The organism is Streptomyces sp. NBC_00775 (genome assembly GCF_036347135.1).
In the GTDB taxonomy this organism is placed as follows: Bacteria; Actinomycetota; Actinomycetes; order Streptomycetales; family Streptomycetaceae; genus Streptomyces; species Streptomyces lutosisoli.
Window position 1 is genome coordinate 9834966 of sequence record NZ_CP108938.1, and the last position, 17621, is coordinate 9852586.

At 70.8% G+C, this 17621-nt stretch carries 18 protein-coding genes; 12 read left to right on the plus strand and 6 right to left on the minus strand.

Annotated features, from left to right (window positions below):
• Positions 1–4 precede the first annotated feature (4 nt).
• The 3 genes from OIC96_RS43680 (at position 5) to OIC96_RS43690 (ending at position 3061) form a co-directional block, all read left to right on the plus strand.
• Positions 5–1069, plus strand: a complete 1065-nt coding sequence (locus OIC96_RS43680) for a glucose-1-phosphate thymidylyltransferase (protein WP_330302503.1) — start codon at positions 5–7, stop codon at positions 1067–1069.
• The gene (gene rfbB, locus OIC96_RS43685; RefSeq protein WP_330302502.1) at positions 1066–2049 is read left to right on the plus strand and encodes a dTDP-glucose 4,6-dehydratase; all 984 of its coding nucleotides are present in this window, start codon (positions 1066–1068) and stop codon (positions 2047–2049) included. Before OIC96_RS43680 ends, rfbB begins: the two co-directional genes overlap by 4 nt.
• A gap of 244 nt (positions 2050–2293) precedes the next feature.
• Entirely contained in the window at positions 2294–3061 is a 768-nt protein-coding gene (locus OIC96_RS43690; protein WP_330302501.1) for an AfsR/SARP family transcriptional regulator, read from the plus strand.
• A 157-nt stretch (positions 3062–3218) separates the two neighbouring features.
• On the opposite strand, the gene OIC96_RS43695 is transcribed toward OIC96_RS43690, so the two are convergent.
• Entirely contained in the window at positions 3219–4256 is a 1038-nt protein-coding gene (locus tag OIC96_RS43695) for a methyltransferase (protein WP_327426479.1), read from the minus strand.
• A gap of 251 nt (positions 4257–4507) precedes the next feature.
• Between OIC96_RS43695 and OIC96_RS43700 the strand changes: the two genes are divergently transcribed.
• From OIC96_RS43700 to OIC96_RS43720, 5 genes are all read left to right on the plus strand, one after another.
• Entirely contained in the window at positions 4508–5287 is a 780-nt protein-coding gene (locus OIC96_RS43700; RefSeq protein ID WP_330302500.1) for an SDR family oxidoreductase, read from the plus strand.
• A gap of 12 nt (positions 5288–5299) precedes the next feature.
• Positions 5300–6574 carry an FAD-dependent monooxygenase gene (locus OIC96_RS43705; protein ID WP_330302499.1) on the plus strand — a complete coding sequence of 425 codons (1275 nt, stop codon included), beginning with the start codon at positions 5300–5302 and terminating at the stop codon, positions 6572–6574.
• A gap of 6 nt (positions 6575–6580) precedes the next feature.
• Positions 6581–7366: a cyclase family protein gene (locus OIC96_RS43710; RefSeq protein ID WP_330302498.1), complete on the plus strand. Its 786-nt coding sequence runs from the start codon at positions 6581–6583 to the stop codon at positions 7364–7366.
• A 5-nt stretch (positions 7367–7371) separates the two neighbouring features.
• A complete protein-coding gene (locus tag OIC96_RS43715; protein ID WP_330302497.1) occupies positions 7372–8424 on the plus strand; it encodes a methyltransferase in 1053 nt (350 codons plus the stop codon).
• Positions 8425–8501: 77 nt separating this feature from the next.
• Complete coding sequence (locus OIC96_RS43720; RefSeq protein WP_330302496.1) at positions 8502–8954, plus strand: nuclear transport factor 2 family protein; 453 nt, start codon at positions 8502–8504, stop codon at positions 8952–8954.
• Positions 8955–9012: 58 nt separating this feature from the next.
• Here the strand turns inward: OIC96_RS43720 and OIC96_RS43725 are convergent, their stop codons facing one another.
• From OIC96_RS43725 to OIC96_RS43745, 5 genes are all read right to left on the minus strand, one after another.
• Positions 9013–9300: an antibiotic biosynthesis monooxygenase family protein gene (locus OIC96_RS43725; RefSeq protein WP_330302495.1), complete on the minus strand. Its 288-nt coding sequence runs from the start codon at positions 9298–9300 to the stop codon at positions 9013–9015.
• A 37-nt stretch (positions 9301–9337) separates the two neighbouring features.
• Complete coding sequence (locus OIC96_RS43730; RefSeq protein ID WP_330302494.1) at positions 9338–10825, minus strand: class I adenylate-forming enzyme family protein; 1488 nt, start codon at positions 10823–10825, stop codon at positions 9338–9340.
• Positions 10818–11747, minus strand: a complete 930-nt coding sequence (locus OIC96_RS43735; protein WP_330302493.1) for an SRPBCC family protein — start codon at positions 11745–11747, stop codon at positions 10818–10820. Before OIC96_RS43735 ends, OIC96_RS43730 begins: the two co-directional genes overlap by 8 nt.
• Positions 11748–11811: 64 nt before the next feature.
• Complete coding sequence (locus OIC96_RS43740; protein WP_330302492.1) at positions 11812–12567, minus strand: SDR family NAD(P)-dependent oxidoreductase; 756 nt, start codon at positions 12565–12567, stop codon at positions 11812–11814.
• 9 nt (positions 12568–12576) lie between these two features.
• Entirely contained in the window at positions 12577–14202 is a 1626-nt protein-coding gene (locus OIC96_RS43745; RefSeq protein WP_406501312.1) for an FAD-dependent monooxygenase, read from the minus strand.
• 144 nt (positions 14203–14346) lie between these two features.
• Here OIC96_RS43745 and OIC96_RS43750 point away from each other — a divergent pair, with 144 nt between their 5' ends.
• From OIC96_RS43750 to OIC96_RS43765, 4 genes are read left to right on the plus strand one after another with little or no spacing between them, the layout of a single operon-like run.
• Complete coding sequence (locus tag OIC96_RS43750; protein ID WP_330302490.1) at positions 14347–14547, plus strand: hypothetical protein; 201 nt, start codon at positions 14347–14349, stop codon at positions 14545–14547.
• Positions 14544–16067 carry an FAD-dependent monooxygenase gene (locus tag OIC96_RS43755; protein WP_330302489.1) on the plus strand — a complete coding sequence of 508 codons (1524 nt, stop codon included), beginning with the start codon at positions 14544–14546 and terminating at the stop codon, positions 16065–16067. The genes OIC96_RS43750 and OIC96_RS43755 overlap by 4 nt, the downstream gene beginning before the upstream one ends.
• 5 nt (positions 16068–16072) lie before the next feature.
• Positions 16073–16678 carry a dTDP-4-dehydrorhamnose 3,5-epimerase family protein gene (locus tag OIC96_RS43760; protein ID WP_330302488.1) on the plus strand — a complete coding sequence of 202 codons (606 nt, stop codon included), beginning with the start codon at positions 16073–16075 and terminating at the stop codon, positions 16676–16678.
• Entirely contained in the window at positions 16675–17607 is a 933-nt protein-coding gene (locus OIC96_RS43765; protein WP_330302487.1) for an NAD-dependent epimerase/dehydratase family protein, read from the plus strand. The genes OIC96_RS43760 and OIC96_RS43765 overlap by 4 nt, the downstream gene beginning before the upstream one ends.
• The last annotated feature ends 14 nt before the right edge of the window (positions 17608–17621 follow it).

Consider the following 17621-nt stretch of genomic DNA (forward strand, 5'->3'; position numbering starts at 1 on the left):
GCTCATGAAAGCGCTCGTGCTTTCCGGCGGTTCAGGAACCCGGCTGCGGCCGATCACCCACACGCTGGCCAAACAGCTCGTGCCGGTGGGCAACAAGCCGGTGCTGTTCCACGGTCTGGAAGCGATCGCCGCCGCGGGGGTGACGGAGACCGGCATCGTGGTGGGCGACACCCGTGCCCAGATCCAGGCCGCCGTCGGCGACGGCTCGCGGTTCGGCCTGGAGGTCTCCTATCTGTGGCAGCGGGAGCCGCTCGGTCTGGCCCATGCAGTGAAGATAGCCCGCGACTTCCTCGGGGACGACGACTTCGTGATGTATCTGGGCGACAACGTCGTCTTCGACGGCATCACCGAGTTCGTGGAGCGTTTCCGGGAGCGGCGGCCCGCCGCGCAGATCATGCTCGCGCAGGTCGACGACCCCCGGCAGTTCGGCGTCGCCGAGGTGTCCGCCGACGGCCGGGTGACGGGACTTCAGGAAAAACCCCGCCGGCCACGGAGCGATCTCGCCGTCGTGGGCGTCTACCTGTTCAGCTCGGCCATCCACAAGGCGGTCGCCGAAGTGGAGCCCTCGGCCCGCGGTGAACTGGAGATCACCGACGCGGTGCAGTGGCTCATCGACCACGATCTGCGGGCGGAGGCCGCCGTCATGACCGGCTGCTGGAAGGACACCGGCAACGTGCCCGACATGCTGGAGGTCAACCGCCTGGTGCTGCGATCCCTGGAACCGTCCAGCGCCGGGATCGTGCGCGACAGCGAGATCAACGGCCAGGTGGTCGTCGAGCCCGGGGCGCGCGTGACCGGCTCCGTGGTCGTCGGCCCCGCTGTGATCGGCTCCGGCGCGACCGTAACCAACTCCCGTATCGGCCCCTACACCTCGATCGCCGAGGACTGCAGCATTGCCGACAGCTGGATCCGTGACTCCATCGTCATGCCGCGCGCCTCGATCACGGGGGTGCGGCCTCTGGAGTCCTCGCTGATAGGCCAGGACGTGGAGATCACCCGCACCCCCGAACCGCCGAGCGCCCACCGCCTCGTCCTCGGGGACCGCAGCCGAGTGCAGATCGCGTCATGAGCGGCCCGCGGATTCTGGTCACCGGCGGCGCCGGTTTCATCGGTTCGCACTATGTGCGCGCCGTGCTGGCCGGGGAGTATCCCGCATATGTCGATGCGGAGGTGACGGTTCTCGACAAACTGACCTACGCCGGAAATCCAGCCAATTTGGACGATGTAAGGTGCGAGCTCGTATGGGGAGATTTATGCGATCCCGAGCTGCTGGGCAAGGTGATACCTGGCCAAGATGTGGTCGTCAATTTCGCCGCGGAATCGCATGTCGACCGTTCCATCACCGGCGCCGCCGAATTCGTACGGACCAACGTGCTCGGTGTCCAGACCCTGCTCCAGGCCTGCCTGGAGGCGGGCACACCGCGCATAGTTCAGGTCTCGACGGACGAGGTGTACGGATCCATCGACACCGGTTCGTGGGACGAGGACGCCCCGCTCCGGCCCCGCTCGCCCTACGCGGCGTCCAAGGCCGGCGGCGACCTGGTGGCCCGTGCCTACGCGGTCACGCACGGCCTGCCCGTGTCGATCACCCGCTGCGGCAACAACTACGGGCCGCGCCAGTTCCCCGAGAAGGTCATCCCGCTCTTCATCAGCAGGCTGCTGGAGGGCCGGAAGGTGCCGTTGTACGGGGACGGCGGCAACATCCGCGACTGGGTGCACGTCGAGGACCACTGCCGTGGCGTGCAGCTCGTCGCCGAACGCGGTGCGCCCGGCGAGGTCTACCACATCGCGGGCACCGCCGAACTGACCAACCGTGAGCTGACGCAGCGCCTGCTCGAAGCCTGCGGCCGCGGCTGGGACATGGTGGAGCACGTCGTGGACCGCAAGGGCCACGACCGTCGCTACAGCCTCGACGCCGGCAAGCTGCGCGCGCTCGGTTTCACTCCTCGCATCCCCTTCGACGAAGGACTGGCCGAGACTGTTCGCTGGTATGTGGATCACCCTGAGTGGCGCATAGGTCAAAGCTTTGTTCAAAGGGAGGGGCAATAACGGTAACGGACTGTGTCCACGTTTGAAGCATGGCGCTGGTTAATTAGGTCCAGCGCATTCCTGCCTGCAGTCCTGATCTTAAACTCGCGAGTAAGCCATGTTCTTGATGTCTTCTCGTGATAATCTGATTCGTCTCGGATCGCCTTAGCAGCACTGACTGCGGGGGTAAGTTGTTTTTGGCCATCCTGGGGGTAGCAAGATGAAGCTCGGAGTGCTCGGTACGTTAACCATCGATGATGTCGAAGTGGCGGAAATCCTGACGGCACCCAAGCCTCGCAGTGTGCTGGCGATGCTGATGCTCGAGCCCGGCCGTGCGGTGTCCACGGCGTCCCTGATCCAAGAGCTCTGGGACGAGCGCCCACCGCGCAGCGCGTCCACGACGCTCCAGACGTACGTCCTGCAGTTGCGCCGCATGTTCCGGGACATCTCACAGGATATGGGCCAGCCTCCGTCGGACGCGCTCGTTACCAGGGTCCCGGGGTATCTCCTGCAGGCCGACCAGACCGAACACGACCTCAGCGCGTACGAAACCCTGGTCGAGCAGGGACAGAAGTTCCTGGAACAGGGCGACAACGAGAAGGCCGAAGGGCAGTTGTCCCGCGCGCTCGAACTCTGGCGTGGCGCCCCACTGAGCGACGTACGCCCGGGGCCGCTGCTCTATCCGCAGATCTGCGGCCTGGAGGAGAGCCGGCTCGCGGCGACCGAGATGCGCATCGAGGCCAACCTGCGGCTCGGCCGGCACCGTGAGGTGCAGAGCGAACTGACCGTCCTGGTGGGCAGCTACCCCCTGCACGAGGGGATCCGCGTCAAGCACATGCTGGCCCTGTTCCGGGCCGGCCGGCTGTCCGCCGCGCTCGACTCGTTCCACCAGTACCGGCACCGTCTGGTGACCGACCTGGGTCTCGAACCGTCCCCACGCATACGGGGCCTGCAGCACGCGATGCTGTGCTTCGACCCCATGGCAGACTCCCTGGCGATTCTCGACCGTGTGGCGTCGAGCGTTTCCCACTGAATATTTCTTGAAAGGCAACCGGGAAAATAGCTCGCGCACGATTTATTGGCGTCATCAGCTTTCGGATACCGCAAAGTAATAAATGCTCGCCGGGCGCACTCCGCCCGGGGCGTGGAGCCCCGGACGGAGGTGGACGGCTGTTGTCTTCCCGCGGCCGTCAGCTACCGGTGTCCCGGCGTTCGGGAACACGGCTGTCGATCATGTGCAGATACGGCCCGACGGGCCGGACGTCGGTCACGGTGAGACCGGCCTCCTCCACCAGGCGCAGCAGACTCTGGCGCAGGTGCTTCCTGCCGTCGACGTTGAGCAGCAGAAGCAGGTCCATGGCCGTGGTGAACCCCGTCTCCGGGCTTCCGTCGACCAGGTTCTCGATCACGACGACCCGCCCGCCCGGACGGGCGGAGGCGGCCACGTTGCGCAGCGCGGCCACGGTGCCCGCGTCGTCCCACTCCAGGACGTTCTTCAGGATGAAGACGTCCGCCTCGACCTGCACCGAGTCCCGGCAGTCGCCCGCCACCAGCCGGCAGCGGTCGTGCAGCGCACCGCCCTCGCGCAGCCGCGGGTCGACGTCGGGGAGCACACCGGGCAGGTCGAACAGGGCGCCCTGGAGGGACGGATCGCGCTCCAGGACGGTCGCGATGAGGTCGCCGTGGCCGCCGGCGACATCCACCACCGTGAGGTCGCCGCGCAGGTCGAGCGACTCCGCGATCGCCGCCGAGGAGAGCCGGCTGGCCTGTGTCATGGCCCGGTTGAAGACCTCGGCCGACTCCGGCGCGTCCTCGTACAGATAGGTGAAGAAGTCCTTGCCGTGTGCCTCGCTGAAACCGCCCTTGCCGGTGCGTACGGCGTCGGCGAGGTGCGGCCACACGTCCCATGTCCAGGGTTCAGTGGCCCACAGGACCATGTCGCGCAGGCTGCGCGGGGTGTCGGTGCGCAGCAGTCGGGAGACCGGCGTGTGCGCGTAGCGGTCGCCCTGGGCGGTGAACACGCCCTGCGAGCTGAGCGCGCGCAACAGCCGGTCGAGCGTGCCGGGTTCGGCGTTGACCGCGCGCGCCAGCTCGGCGGCGGTCGCGGGTTCCTCGCCGAGTGCGTCGGCGACACCCAGCTGCGCCGCGGCGCGGAGCGCGGCCGCGTGACCGGCGGCGAGAGCGAGTCTGCGGAGGTTCGTCACGGCTTCGAGAGCGGGAGCTGTCATGACAGCAGCATCGTCAACTCCCCTAGACGGGAACTGGACCGCCGGTCGAAGCGGCCGCCGGCCGGCTAGGCGTCGCCCGGCAGACGGGAATTTGACGACAGGGCCTAGGGCGCGACCGCTCCCGGCGCGCTCCGCCCCGGCTCCAGCGACGATCGACCGTCCTGGGACACGGTGACAGCACTCAACTCACCCGCTGGGCCCGTCTGCCGAAGGCAGCCCGCGGCGGCCCGGACAGCGAGAGGAAGTGCACCGTGTCGGAACCGCACACGCGCAGCGAAGTACCACCGCTGCCCGGCCTGAAGGGCAAGAGCGCCCTCGTCATCGGCGGAACGCGCGGAGTGGGCCGGGCCGTCACCGAGAAGCTGGCCGTGTCCGGCTGCGACGTCATCGCCACGTTCGCCCACTCGGAGGCGGACGCCGAGGCCCTGCTCGCCGACTTGAAGGACACGCCGGGCAGCCTGGCGACCCTGCGCGCCGACGCGCGCCGGGCCTCGACGCTGCCCGAGCTGATGCGCGAGGTGCGCGAGCGGCACGGACGCCTCGACCTCCTGGTCCACTCGGCCGCCTCGGCGCACCCCATGCCGACGCTCGGCATGCGCCTGCGGGAGGTGTACGCCGACACGGCGACCGCGGTGGTGCCGCTCGCGGCGTCCGCGGCGGCGTCCGCGGACCTGATGTCCGAGGGCGGCCGGATCATCGTCGTGTCGGCCAGCGTCGCCCGCGGTGTGGCTCCCCACATGGTCAGCCTGGGGGTCGCCAAGGCGGCCCTGGAGAGCCTGACCCGGTTCGTGGCGGTGGAACTGGCGGGCCGCGGCATCACGGTCAACGCGGTCTCCGCCTCCAAGCTCGACAAGGGGGCCGACACCACGCGCCCGGAGGTCGCCCGCGCGATCGGCGCCCGCACCCCCGCCGGACGCCTCGCGACACCCAGGGACGTGGCGGACACCGTGGCGCTGCTCTGTCTGCCCGAGGCCCAGTGGATCACCGGCCATGTGGTCTCCGCCGACGGCGGCCTGAGCCTGCTGGCCTGACAGGAGACCGACATGGAAGAGCAGACGGAAGAACAACAGACGGCAGAGCAGACGGAGGAGCAGACGGAAGAACAGACCGACATCTGCATCGTCGGCGGTGGCCCCGCGGGCATGACCCTGGCGCTGTTGCTGCTGCGCTCCGGAGCGCGCGTCACCGTCGTCGAGCGCAGCTCCTCGCTCAGCCGCGAGTACCGCGGCGAGATCCTCCAGCCCGGCGGCCTCGCCGTACTCGACGAGATCGGCGTCCTCAAGGGCGCCACCGACCGCGGCGCGCACGTCCTGGAGCGGTTCCGGCTCGTCGAGCACGGGCGGGTGCTGATGGCCTTCGAGTACCGCAAGCTCCAGCCGCCGTACAACTACCTGCTCAGTCTGCCCCAGGCGCACCTGCTCGCCGAACTCCTCGACAGGTGCCAGGAGTTCCCGGGCTTCCGCTATCTGGTGGCGCGGGTCAACGGCCTGATCCGTGAGGGCGGGGCCGTGCGCGGTGTGTACGCCAAGGCCCATGACGTCACCTACACGGTCCGCGGCGCCTGTGTGGTCGCCGCGGACGGGCGGCACTCGCAGGTGCGCCGGCTCGCCGGGATCGACCACGTCCGCCAGGACGTCTTCGACCAGGACGTGGTCTGGTTCCGGCTGCCCGCCGAGGAGCCCCTCGGCGAGGTCATGGTGAACCGTGCGGGCGGCAATCCGGTGCTTGCCTACGACTCGCACCCGGGCGCCCTTCAGATGGGCTGGACCCTGCCCAAGGGGGAGTGGAAGAAGCTCGCCCCGCTGGGCATCGGCGAGGTGCGCCGCAGGATCGCCGCGGCGACCCCGCAGTTCGCGGACCGGGTGGAAGGCACCCTGCACAGCTTCGCCGACGTCTCGCTCCTCGACGTGTTCGGCGCCGCCGCCGAACGCTGGACCGGCGACGGCCTCGTCCTCATCGGCGACGCCGCGCACACGCACGGTCCGCTCGGCGCCCAGGGCATCAACCTCGCGGTGCAGGACGCGGCGCTGCTCCACCCGATCCTGCTCGCCGCCGTCGCGGACGGCGACATGAGCGCCGGGCGCCTCGCGGAGTTCGAGCGGATCCGCAGGCCGCACATCAATGCGGTCATGAAGTTCCAGGCCGTGCAGAGCCGGATGATGCTCTCCGCCGACAGCCTGGCCACCTTCCTGCGGCCGAAGCTCGCCCGTGTCGTGATGCGCACCCCGATCGGCACCAAGTTCACCAACCGGATCGCCTTCGGGGCCCCGGGCATCCGGGTCGCCGACAACCTCTTCACCGTCAACCAGAAGGAGTGATCGCGGATGAGACTGGTCGATCTGTCATCACCCGTCGACGCCCGGGGCTGGGAGCCCGAACCGGTGACCCACGAGGTGATCACACCGGCCGAGGGCGCCCGGCACATGGCCGAGGAGATGCGTGAGCACTTCGGCATCGCATTCGATCCGAGCGTGCTCGACGACGGCGAACTGCTGTCGATCGACACGCTGCGGCTCACCACCCACACCGGTACCCACATCGACGCGCCCGCCCACTACGGCACCCGCGCCTCCTACCGTGAGGGCCCGCCGCGCACGATCGACGAGCTTCCCCTGGAGTGGTTCCACCGCCCCGCCGTCGTACTCGACCTCACCGACGCGGCACCCGGCGCCGTCGGCGCCGACCGGATACAAACCGAACTGGACCGGGTGGGCGTCGAGTTGGCGCCCCTCGACATCGTGCTCCTGCACACCGGAGCCGACCGGTGGGCCGGTACGGAGAAATACTTCACGAACTTCGCCGGACTCGACGGACCCGCCGTGCACCTCCTGCTCGACCTCGGAGTGAAGGTCATCGGCACCGACGCGTTCAGCCTGGACGCGCCCTTCGGCGACATCCTCCAGCGCTACCAGAAGACCGGGGACCGGTCGGTCCTATGGCCCGCCCACTTCACGGGCCGCGACCGCGAGTTCTGTCAGATCGAGCGCCTCGCCAACCTGGACCGGCTGCCCCGGCACGGCTTCACCCTCTCGTGCTTCCCCGTGAAGATCGCGGGCGCCGGAGCCGGCTGGACCCGCGCGGTCGCTTTCATCGACGACAACGAGGGCTGACGCACATGACCCAAGAAACCCAGACGGCGTACTCCTTCGTCGACCGGCCGGACGTCTCGACGCGCCAGCGGCTGATGCTCCTCGCCAACGGCCAGCGGTTCTCCGCGGTCGTGTACGCGCTGGCCGAACTCAATGTCGCCGACCAGCTGATCAAGGGCCCGCGCACGGTCACCGAACTCGCCGACGCCGTCGGTGCCGACGAGGCCGCGCTCTACCGGATGCTGCGCTGTGCCGCGCTGCTCGGCGTGTTCCAGGAGCTCGACGGGCGGCAGTTCGCCCTCACCCCGATCGCCGAGGGGCTGCGCACCGACCTGCCCGACGGGGTGCGGGACGCCGTGCTGCTCGACGGATCCGGCTTCTTCTGGGGCTCGTTCGGGTCGATCCTGCACTCCGCGCGGACCGGCCGTCCCGGCTTCGACGCGGCGAACGGCATGTCCTTCTGGGAGTACCTCCAGGCCAACCCGGAGGCCGGCGAGGTCTTCGACGACGCCATGACCACCATCAGCCGTCGGCTCGGCGGGCTCTACCTGGACCGCGTCGACTTCTCACGGTTCCCCGTCCTCGCCGACGTCGGCGGCGGCCGTGGCTACTTCCTCGCCGAGATCCTCCGCCGCCACCCCGGCATCCGGGGTGTCCTGTTCGACCGCCCCCAAGTCACCGACACCGCCGGGGAGTTGCTCGGCGAACGGGAGGTGGCCGAGCGGGTCGACGTGGTCGGCGGCGACTTCTTCACCGATCCGATTCCGGCCGGGTGTGACGCGTACGTCCTGAAGACCGTGCTGCACGACTGGCCCGACGACAAGGCCGTGGAGATCCTGCGCCGGATACGCGAGGCGATTGGCGACTCCGCCGGGCGGCTGCTCGTCCTCGAACAGGTCGTGGCACCCGGCAACACCTGGGACACCGCGAAGTTCCTGGACGTGGACATGCTGGTGGTGATGGGCGGCCGTGAGCGCAATCTCGACGAATGGCGCGAGCTGCTCGCCGCCGGCGGATTCGAGCTGGACTGCGAGCCGGCCGTCGGCGACTGGGCGGTCCTGGAGTGCAAGCCCCGTTGAACCTCACCTACGAACTCCGCTGAGCCTCCTCGCGGGCTCAGCGCACTGTCGGCACCCGATCACGAAGGCAGGACCGTATGACCGACACCACGCTCGACACGGCGCCCGTGCAGGAGGCGCTCTACACCGAGGTGCAGCAGTTCTACGCCCGCCACATGCAGCTCCTCGACAGCGGCAGGGCCGACGAGTGGGCCCAGACCTTCACCGAGGACGGGGAGTTCGCGCCGGAGCACCGGCCCGAACCCGTCGTCGGACGGTCCGCCCTCGCGCAGGCCGTGCGCTCCACGCACGAGGCGCTGGTGGCCGCGGGCGAGGTGCGCCGGCACTGGCACGGCATGCTCGCCGTGGAGGCGGCGGCCGACGGCTCGCTGCACGTGAGGTGCTACGCGCTGATCATCGGCACGCTGGTGGGCGGCGAGCCCTCGGTGAAGATGAGCTGTGTGTGCGAGGACGTCCTCGTCCGCGAGGCGGGCGAGCTCAAGGTGAGCCGGCGGCGGGTCACCAAGGACGGGGTGAGCACGCCCGGGTGAGCGGGACGTGATGCCGAAGGGGCCCCCGGGAATCTCCCGGGGGCCCCTTCGCGTGACGTCAGTGGTCGTCGCCGACCGGGGTGTACAGGTCGGCGTCCGGCGTGGCGAGCCCGGCCAGGCCGCGTACGCGGCTGCGGAACTCGTCACTCTGCACGGCCTTCTTGTGCGAGTCGGGGTCGTCCCAGTGGGCGGTCTCCACGAAGATGTTCGGCTTGCCGATCGAGCGGTACACCTCGTGGCTGATGAAGCCCGGCTGCGCCTGCATATAGGCGCTGACCTCGGCGATGGCGCGCCGGAACGCGTCGATCTCGCCCGTCACCGTGAACTTGTTGATCAGGGTCACCATGGTCGTACTCCTTAACTGGGGCAAGGGTGGACGGGCTTCACTCGCTCGTGACGAGCAGATCCTCGAAGAGCCGGCGCAGATCCTGGCGGCGTACCTTTCCCCCGCCGGACCGGGCGATCTCCGGGACCGCCCGGATGTGCCGGATGTGCCGGTAGTACGGCAGGCCGGAGTTGACGTCCGCGGCGATCGCGTCGAGGGCCTCCTGCTCCTCGGGGCGACGGGTCACCACGAGAGCGACCGCGACGGCACCGCTGAACTCGTCCGGGTGGTCGACGATCACACCGTCCGCGACGGCGGGATGTGCGAGCAGCACCTGCTCGATCTCCTGGGGGGAGACCAGCCAGTTGTCGCACTTGAAGACGTCCTTGAGCCGGTCGACGACGAACAAGTAGCCGTCCTCGTCGACCTGGCCGACGTCCCCGGTGGCGAACCAGCCCTCGGCGTCGACGGCCGCCCCGTCGGGCTCACCCAGGTACCCCTTCATCAACTGCGGGCCGCGCACCTGGATCTCGCCCCGCTCGCCGGGGCCGAGGGCCTTGCCCGTGGTGAGATCCACGATCCGGCACTCGGTGAGCGGGACCGGCGGCCCGCAGGAACCGTCCTTCGGGTGGGTGCGGCTCCCGCAGTGGGTCATCGGCGCGGTCTCGGCGAGCCCGTACCCCTGGAGGACCGGGATCCCGAAGTGGTCGCCGAGCGTCCGCGCCGCCGGCACCGGCAGCGCGGAGCCGCCGGAGAAGACGGCCCGTACGGTCTCCAGGCGCAGCTCCGCGAGGTCCGGACGCACGGCGAGCCGGCTGAGCCGCATCGGCAGGCTGTAGTACCGGGTGGCCCGCGCCTCGTTCGCCGTCCGCAGCGACGCGACCAGGTCCGGATCGGTGGCCAGCACCTGCTCGGCACCCGCGAACAGTGCCGAGTTGAGATGCATCGGATGGTAGGTGGGCAGGTGGTTGACCGTCACCGAGGTGCTGTCGAGGCCGTGGGCGTGCACGGTCTGCGCCGCGTTGACCGCCAGGTTGCGGTGTGTCTGCCGCACGCCCTTCGGATCGCCGGTCGTACCGCTGGTGAAGTGCACGGACGCGATGTCGTCGGGACCGACGGCGGGTACGTCCGTGAGCGGCTCGGTGTCCCACAGTGCCCGGTCGCCGATGTCCAGCGAGGGCACCCCGCCGCCGAGCTGGCCGGCGATCTCCTGTGTGGTGAGCACCAGCCGGGCCCCGCTCGCGGCGACGAGAGCCTCCAGGCCCTTCGCACGCAGGAACGGGTTGACCGGCACGACGACATTGCCCGCGCGCAGCGTCCCGAAGTACGCCACGGCGAAGTCGGGATGGAGGACGGAGGTGATCGCGACGACCACGCCGGGTCCGCCCGCCAGGCTCCGGATCCGCGCCGCGCAGCCGCTCACCCGCCGTTCCAGCTCGCCGAAGGTCAGCGCGTCGCCGCGGTCCGTGCGGACGGCCACACCGTCCGGGTCGTTCTCGGCGGCGCGCCGCGGCAGGTCGTCCAGGCGCTCGACGGGCTCACGCACGCGCCTGCTCCTCCGCGAACTCCTTGGACAGCCGCAGATTGGTCATGGAGTTGGTGCTCAGCACCCGGCGCAGATAGCGGCGGGCGTCCTCGACCGTGGTGCCCTCGCCGAGGATCGACAGCGCCGACGGCTTGATGACGGCGACATGCCGGGACTCGATGACGATTCCCTCGCGGGTCGGGGTGAACAGCCAGTGCCCGGTGTGCGCGGCCAGCAGCGCGGGCAGCCCGATCTGCTTGTACATGATCTTCGAGTGCGGGAAGCAGATCCGCACCGAACGGGTCGTGTGCGGGGCGCCGTCGGACGTGGTGGTGTCCATGTCGAAGAACTGGATGCCCGGCACCTCCTCGGTCATGTCGATCCGGGAGACGTGCGCGAGCCGCTCGGGCCAGCGATCGGCCTCGTAAAGGATCTTGTACGCGTCCTCGGCGGACCCCGCGGCGAAGAGCGGGTCACGGAAGTCGACGACCAGGTCGGACAGTTCCTGCCGGTTCGCGGCGGCGTACGCCACCGTGGACAGCAGATCGGACCGTGCCTCCTCGGCCCGGGTGACGGCCTCGGGGGAGGTGAGCGCGCTCGTGTCCTGCTTCAGCTCGATCTCGGTCTTGTCGTCCGACACCGCGCGCAGCAGCCACTCGCCCCGCACCCCGGCGAGGGCGGATTCGGGCGTGTCCTCGAAGGCGACCCGCAGGCCGTCGGGGTCGAGGGTGCGCTGCTGGGTGCGGGACCACACCTGCTCGGTCTCGGTGATCGTCCACACCGTCACCCGGTCCTGGGCCGGGCCGGCGGTGACCCGGTCGGCGTAGACGATGGTGGGGGAGAGGTAGTGCAGCGGATCGGGGTCGGCGATCAGGTCGAGGACGACCTTCGCCGGCGCCTCGACGACGACCGATTCGCCCACGGGGGCTTGGGTGTTGACCACTGGTGTTCCTTCCACGGTGAGTGCGGGCGGGCGGCCCGCGGCGAGGGACCGGGCGTGGGTGGGGTCACCCGCGCCCGACCAGGGAGACCAGCTCGCCGGTGATGTTCTCGTTGGCCGCCGAGCAGTAGAAGACGACAGTCCTGGCGACCTCCTCCGGGCTGCCGAGGCGCCCGGTCGGCAGTGCGGCGGCGGCCTTCTCCAGGACGGCCGCGGGGAAGTGCCGCAGGGCGCCCTCGGTCGTGGTGAGCCCCGGGCTGACCACGTTGACCAGGACGCCGTCGGGTCCGGCGTCGCGGGCCAGACTGAGCGCGAAGCCGTGCAGCGCCGACTTGGCCGCCGTGTAGATTTCCTGCCCCGCCTGCCCCTTGGCCGTCAGGTGCGAGGAGATCAGCGCGATCCGGCCGTGGCCGCGTGCGCGCATCCCGGCGAGCGCGGTCTGCACGGTGCGGATCGTCGCCGTCAGATTGTTGTCGAGATACGCGGTCCAGGCCGCCGGGTCGAGATGCTCGAAGCCAGGTCCGGGGCGCCCCGCGGGCCGCCGCACGGCGTTGGCGACGAGCACGTCCACCGCGCCGAAGTGCCGCTCGACGGCCGGCACCAGGTCCTCGACCGAGCTGGGGTCGGCCAGGTCGTAGCGGACGGCCAGGGCCCGCTCCGGGCCGCCGAGTTCGACGGCCAGATCGGCCGCCCTGTCCTTCGAGCCGGCGTACGTCAGCGCGACGCGGGCGCCTTCGGCGGCGAAGGCGCGCACGGTGGCCTCGCCGATGCCCCGGGTCCCCCCGGTGATCAGGGCGACCCGGTCGGTCAGTCCGAGATCCATCAGGGCTCCTCAGACGGGACGGGCGAGCGGCAGCCGGCCGAGCGCGTCGGACAGCGCGGCCGGCGACAGGGCGGGCCCGCGGGCGAGCAGATAGGCGTCGGGGCGGACCAGGAGCCATCCGCCGGGAGACAGACCGAGCCGGTCGGACACCCGCCCGTCGCCGTCGGGGATCACCTCGGGTTCCGTGGCCGACTTCGCCTCGGTGACGCTCAGCACCGACAGCCAGGACCCGTACGCGACGCGCGCCCGGCGGACCGTCTCCGCGACGGCGGGGTCGCCGGGCGAGGCGGCCGCCAGCAGCAGCCAGCCTGGCCGGCGCAGCGCCGCGAGCAGTGCGGGCCAGCCGGTGCCCGTGAGATCGGAGTCGGTGACCTCGGTGAGCCGGGCGCCCGGACGGGGGCCGCTGCCGTCGTGGCCGTCCGGGGCGGTGAGGGTGCGATCCGCGTACGAGAGCAGCAGGCCGGACATCCCGCCGAGCATCTCCCGCTGCATCCGCTTGCGGATCGGGGCCACCCGGCTCACCACCCCGAAGATCACGGGCAGCGCGAGGTCAGTGAACCGGCTGCGCAGCTCGATCATCTGGGTGGCCTTCTTGGTGGACTCCAGGAGCGCCTCACCCACCGGCACGCGCTCGCTCGTGTAGCTGTCGAGCAGCTCCGCGCGGGCATGTCCCTCGATGACCATGGCCAGCTTCCAGGCGAGGTTGACGGCTTCCTGGATGCCCGTGTTCATGCCCTGGCCGGAGGCCGGGCTGTGCACATGGGCGGCGTCGCCCGCGACCAGACAGCGGCCGACCCGCATGTTCGGGACCATGCGCTGCTGGGCCGTGAAGACCGACACCCAGCTGGGCGTGCCGATGCGCACCTGGTGGCCGAGGCCCTGGCTGAGCTTGCGCTCGAAGCGCGCCGCGAGATGGTCGGGGTCGCCGTCGTAGTCGGTCTCGGCGGTGTCCAGCAGCCGCCATCGGTCGTCGGCGAGGGGCACCGCCATCAGCGTGCCACCGTCGGTGCGCACCCAGTAGATGCTGTTGGGCGGCAGTTCGCTCGTCATGGGCGCGTCGGCGAGCAGCCAGGTCTGGTTCGCCTCGCCGATCAGCGGGAGTTCGAGGGAGCGGCGTACGGTGCTGTGGCCGCCGTCGCAGCCGACCAGCCACGGGACGCGGACCGTCTCGTCGTCGCCGGTGTGGCTCAGTACGACCGTCACCCCGTCGTCGTCGCGTGCGATCCGCTCCAGGCTCGTGCCCCACTCCGGGACCACGCCGAGATCCGCGAGAGCGTCGCGGAACACCTCCTCGGTCGCCGTCTGTTCGATGGCCAGCGTGAACGGGAAGCGGGTCGGCATGGTCGAGTAGTCCGCGTCGAGGCGGGCGAGCCGACGGCCGTCCTGGAAGAGGGTGAAGGCCCGGATCTCCCGGCCCCGCTTGAGCATCTCCTCGACCAGACCCATCTGGTCGTACGCCTCCAGCGTGCGCGGATGCGTGGCGACGGCGCGACTGGTGGTCGCGGGCGCGTCCTTGGCGTCGATGAGACGCAACGGGATTCCACGGCGGGCGAGTTCGTAGGCCAGGGCGAGCCCCACCGGGCCGGCCCCCGCCACGAGTACCTGGGGGGTGCGGGTTCCTTTCGTCACTGCCATCCGATCCTCTGCTGCCGACGGTCGTCCGCGACCCAGGCTCGGGCAGCGTGCTGGAGCCCCCCTCGACTCACGGTCGATGGCGTCGCGGGGCTGATCGACGGGCCCTCCACCCCGGCTCCAGTAGCCCCCGGAAGGGTGAGGGACATGCGCACCGCCAGGTATGACCTCGACTTCGCCCGCGCGGTCGGGCGCCGCATCGGATGGGGCCTGTGCACACGGCTGGCGGGCCTGTGTCTGGTCGCCGGTCCGATGGCACCCGACCCCGCCCTGTTGGACGACGAGCCGCGAACGCCGCCGCACGGGGACAACGGGCATACGCCGCACAGGGACTTGGAGGTTCGATGAACACCGACGTCGTCGTGGTGGGAGGCGGTCCGGTCGGCCTGTTGCTCGCCGCCGAACTGCGCCTCGGAGGTGCCCGCGTGGTCCTCCTGGAGCGGCTGACCGAGCCGAGCGGCCACTCCAGGGCCTTCCGTATGCAGGCCAGGATGCTGGACGTACTGAACCAGCGGGGCCTGCTCGGCCGGTTCATGGAGGGCAACCGCACCTGGCCCAAAGCCCACTTCGCCGGCCTGGAACCGCTGCTCGACTTCGGACACCTGCACAACGAGCATCCGTACGCCCTGCTGATCCCGCAGGCGCGCACCGAGGAGCTGCTGGAGGAGTACGCCCTGTCGTGCGGGGTGGAGATCCGCCGCGGGCACGCGCTGACCGGGCTCGACGCCACCCCCTCCGACGTCGTGGGCGAGGTCGACTCGCCCGAGGGAACCTACCGGTTGCGCTCGCACTACCTGGTCGGCTGCGACGGCGGGCGCAGCACGGTCCGCAAGCTCGCCGGCATCGGCTTCAGCGGCTCGGCGCCCACGGTGCGCGCGCTCCTCGCCGACGTGGAGCTCGCCGACCCCGGACAGCTGCCCAACGGAGTGCCGGGCACCATGCGCACCCCCCGCGGCCTGCTGATGGCGATCTCGCTCCAGCCCGGGGTGACGCGCGTGCTCACCACGGAGTTCACCCCGCCGGAGCCGGGTTCCGAGCACACCCCGGTGACCCTGGACGAGCTGCGCGAGACGGTACGGCGGATCACCGGCATCGATGTCGCCATGGACCGGCCGCGCTGGCTGTCCCGGTTCGCCGACACGACCCGGCTGGCGGACACCTACCGGCAGGGGCGGGTGCTGCTCGCCGGCGACGCGGCCCATGTGCACTTCCCCATCGGGGCGCAAGGACTCAACCTCGGCCTCCAGGACGCGGTCAACCTGGGCTGGAAGCTGGCCGGGACGATCGTCGGCTGGGCTCCCCCCGGGCTGCTCGACAGCTACGGCTCCGAGCGCCGCCCGGTCGCCGAGCGCGTGCTGCGCGAGACCAGGGTGCAGCTCATGCTCATGGCCCCCGACCCCAAGGTCGACCCGCTGCGCGAGATGTTCTCGGAACTCCTCGCGCTGCCCGAGGTCAACAGCAGGCTGGCACACGAGATGACGGGCCTCGACGTCCGCTACACCCCGTCTCCCGGCCGCTACGAGCACGAACTGCTCGGCCGCCCATGCCCGCCGCTCGCGGAAGCGGTCGGCGGCGAGGTCCGGACGGTGCTGCGCACGGGACGCGGAGTGCTGCTCCTGCCGGACGGCACGGCCCAGGAGGCGGCCGGGCTCGCCACCGACTGGTCGCACCGCGTCGGCACGGTCCCGGCCGAGGGCGGAGCGGGTCTGCTGCTGCGCCCGGACGGTCATGTGGCGTGGGCGGATCCCGGCGACGGCGTACCGCGCAAGGACGCGCTGCTGGAGCTGGAGGACGCCCTGCGGCACTGGTTCGGTGCCCCGGGCTGCACGGCCCGGCCCCGGACCCACCACGACGCGACGGGCAGGTGACGGGGATGCGTACACGCAGGCTCGCCGTGGCCGGCGGCTTCGAGTTCACGCCCGAGATCCACACGGACGCGCGCGGACTGTTCGTCTCGCCCTTGCAGGAGCAGGCGTTCGTCGCGGCGGTCGGCGAACGGTTCGTGACCGCGCAGACCAACCACAGCCGCTCCGCCCGCGGTGTGCTGCGCGGGCTGCACTTCACCACCACACCGCCCGGACAGGCCAAGTACGTGTACTGCGCGCAGGGGCGCGCCCTCGACGCGGTCGTCGACATCCGGCTCGGCTCGCCGACCTTCGGCAAATGGGACGTCGTCGAGATGGACGCCGTCTCCTACCGTGCCGTCTACATCCCCGACGGTGTGGGGCACGCGTTTCTGGCGCTCGACGACGACACGGTGATGTCGTACCTGGTGTCCACCGCCTACCGGGCCGAGCTGGAACAGGCCATCGACCCGCTCGACCCGGCACTCGGCCTGCCGTGGCCCTACGACATGAAGTTCCACCTGTCCGAGCGGGACACGGTCGCGATCTCGCTCGCGGAGGCCGAGGCGCGGGGGATGCTGCCCCGGTACGAGGACTGCCGGCAGTGGCCCGCGGAACCGGACTCCGCCCGGTGACCGAGGGAGTCGGACGGGTCGCCGTCATCGGCGCCACCGGGTGCATGGGCCGGCAGATCGCCGCCGCCTTCGCCGCCCGCGGTACGGAAGTGGTCGCGATCGCCCGCCGTCACGCGAGCCAGGTGGCCGCCCACCGGTTCCTGGCCCTGGACGCCGCGCACGCGTCCAGCGAGCAGCTCGCGGAGGTCCTGGCCATGGAGCGGGTGGACGCGGTGGTGAACGCGACGCTCGGCTGGGGCGACGAACTCCACTCCACCAACGTCCAGTTGGTGGAGCGCCTGGTGGACGCGCTGAAGAAGACGCCGAGTCCGCCGCGCCTCGTGCAGCTCGGCACGATCCACGAGTACGGCCCCGTCCCGTGGGGCACGTCGATCGGCGAAGAGGTGGAGCCGGACCCGCGACAGCCCTACCCGCGGTCCAAGCTGGTGGCCGCCGGGCTGGTACTCGACGCCGCGCGCGCCGGGGAACTCGACGGTGTGGTGCTGCGCCTCACCAACACCATCGGCCCGCACCCCGCCGCCGAGAGCTTCTTCGGCTCCCTCGCCGCACGGCTGCGCGACGACCCGGGGGCCATCGATCTGACGATCGCCGAGGCGTGCCGCGACTACGTCGACTCCCGCGACGCCGCCGACGCGGTGGTGCGTGCCGCCGAAACCCCCTTTGCCCAGGGCGTGTTCAACATCGGCACCGGCCGGGCGCTGGACATCGGGACCCTGGTCACCGCGCTGGTCCACGCGTCCGGACGCCCGCCGGGGACGGTACGGGGGCACCCGGGGGCCGTCCGCAGCCGTGGCGCCGACTGGATCCAGGTCGACAGCACCCGGGCGCGGCGGCTGCTCGGCTGGAGCCCGCGCCATTCCCTGGACGCGTCCATGCGGGCGATGTGGGAGACGGTGCGGGCGGAAAGGCCAGGGCGGACGTCCTCCTGACCCGTGGGAGCCCG

Excerpts from the sequence above, each read along its gene's own strand:
- OIC96_RS43680 (WP_330302503.1), top strand. The coding sequence starts at position 5 with ATGAAAGCGCTCGTGCTTTCCGGCGGTTCAGGAACCCGGCTGCGGCCG.
- rfbB (WP_330302502.1), top strand. The coding sequence starts at position 1,066 with ATGAGCGGCCCGCGGATTCTGGTCACCGGCGGCGCCGGTTTCATCGGT.
- OIC96_RS43695 (WP_327426479.1), bottom strand. The coding sequence starts at position 4,256 with ATGACAGCTCCCGCTCTCGAAGCCGTGACGAACCTCCGCAGACTCGCT.
- OIC96_RS43705 (WP_330302499.1), top strand. The coding sequence starts at position 5,300 with ATGGAAGAGCAGACGGAAGAACAACAGACGGCAGAGCAGACGGAGGAG.
- OIC96_RS43710 (WP_330302498.1), top strand. The coding sequence starts at position 6,581 with ATGAGACTGGTCGATCTGTCATCACCCGTCGACGCCCGGGGCTGGGAG.
- OIC96_RS43715 (WP_330302497.1), top strand. The coding sequence starts at position 7,372 with ATGACCCAAGAAACCCAGACGGCGTACTCCTTCGTCGACCGGCCGGAC.
- OIC96_RS43720 (WP_330302496.1), top strand. The coding sequence starts at position 8,502 with ATGACCGACACCACGCTCGACACGGCGCCCGTGCAGGAGGCGCTCTAC.
- OIC96_RS43725 (WP_330302495.1), bottom strand. The coding sequence starts at position 9,300 with ATGGTGACCCTGATCAACAAGTTCACGGTGACGGGCGAGATCGACGCG.
- OIC96_RS43740 (WP_330302492.1), bottom strand. The coding sequence starts at position 12,567 with ATGGATCTCGGACTGACCGACCGGGTCGCCCTGATCACCGGGGGGACC.
- OIC96_RS43745 (WP_406501312.1), bottom strand. The coding sequence starts at position 14,202 with ATGGCAGTGACGAAAGGAACCCGCACCCCCCAGGTACTCGTGGCGGGG.
- OIC96_RS43750 (WP_330302490.1), top strand. The coding sequence starts at position 14,347 with ATGCGCACCGCCAGGTATGACCTCGACTTCGCCCGCGCGGTCGGGCGC.
- OIC96_RS43755 (WP_330302489.1), top strand. The coding sequence starts at position 14,544 with ATGAACACCGACGTCGTCGTGGTGGGAGGCGGTCCGGTCGGCCTGTTG.
- OIC96_RS43760 (WP_330302488.1), top strand. The coding sequence starts at position 16,073 with ATGCGTACACGCAGGCTCGCCGTGGCCGGCGGCTTCGAGTTCACGCCC.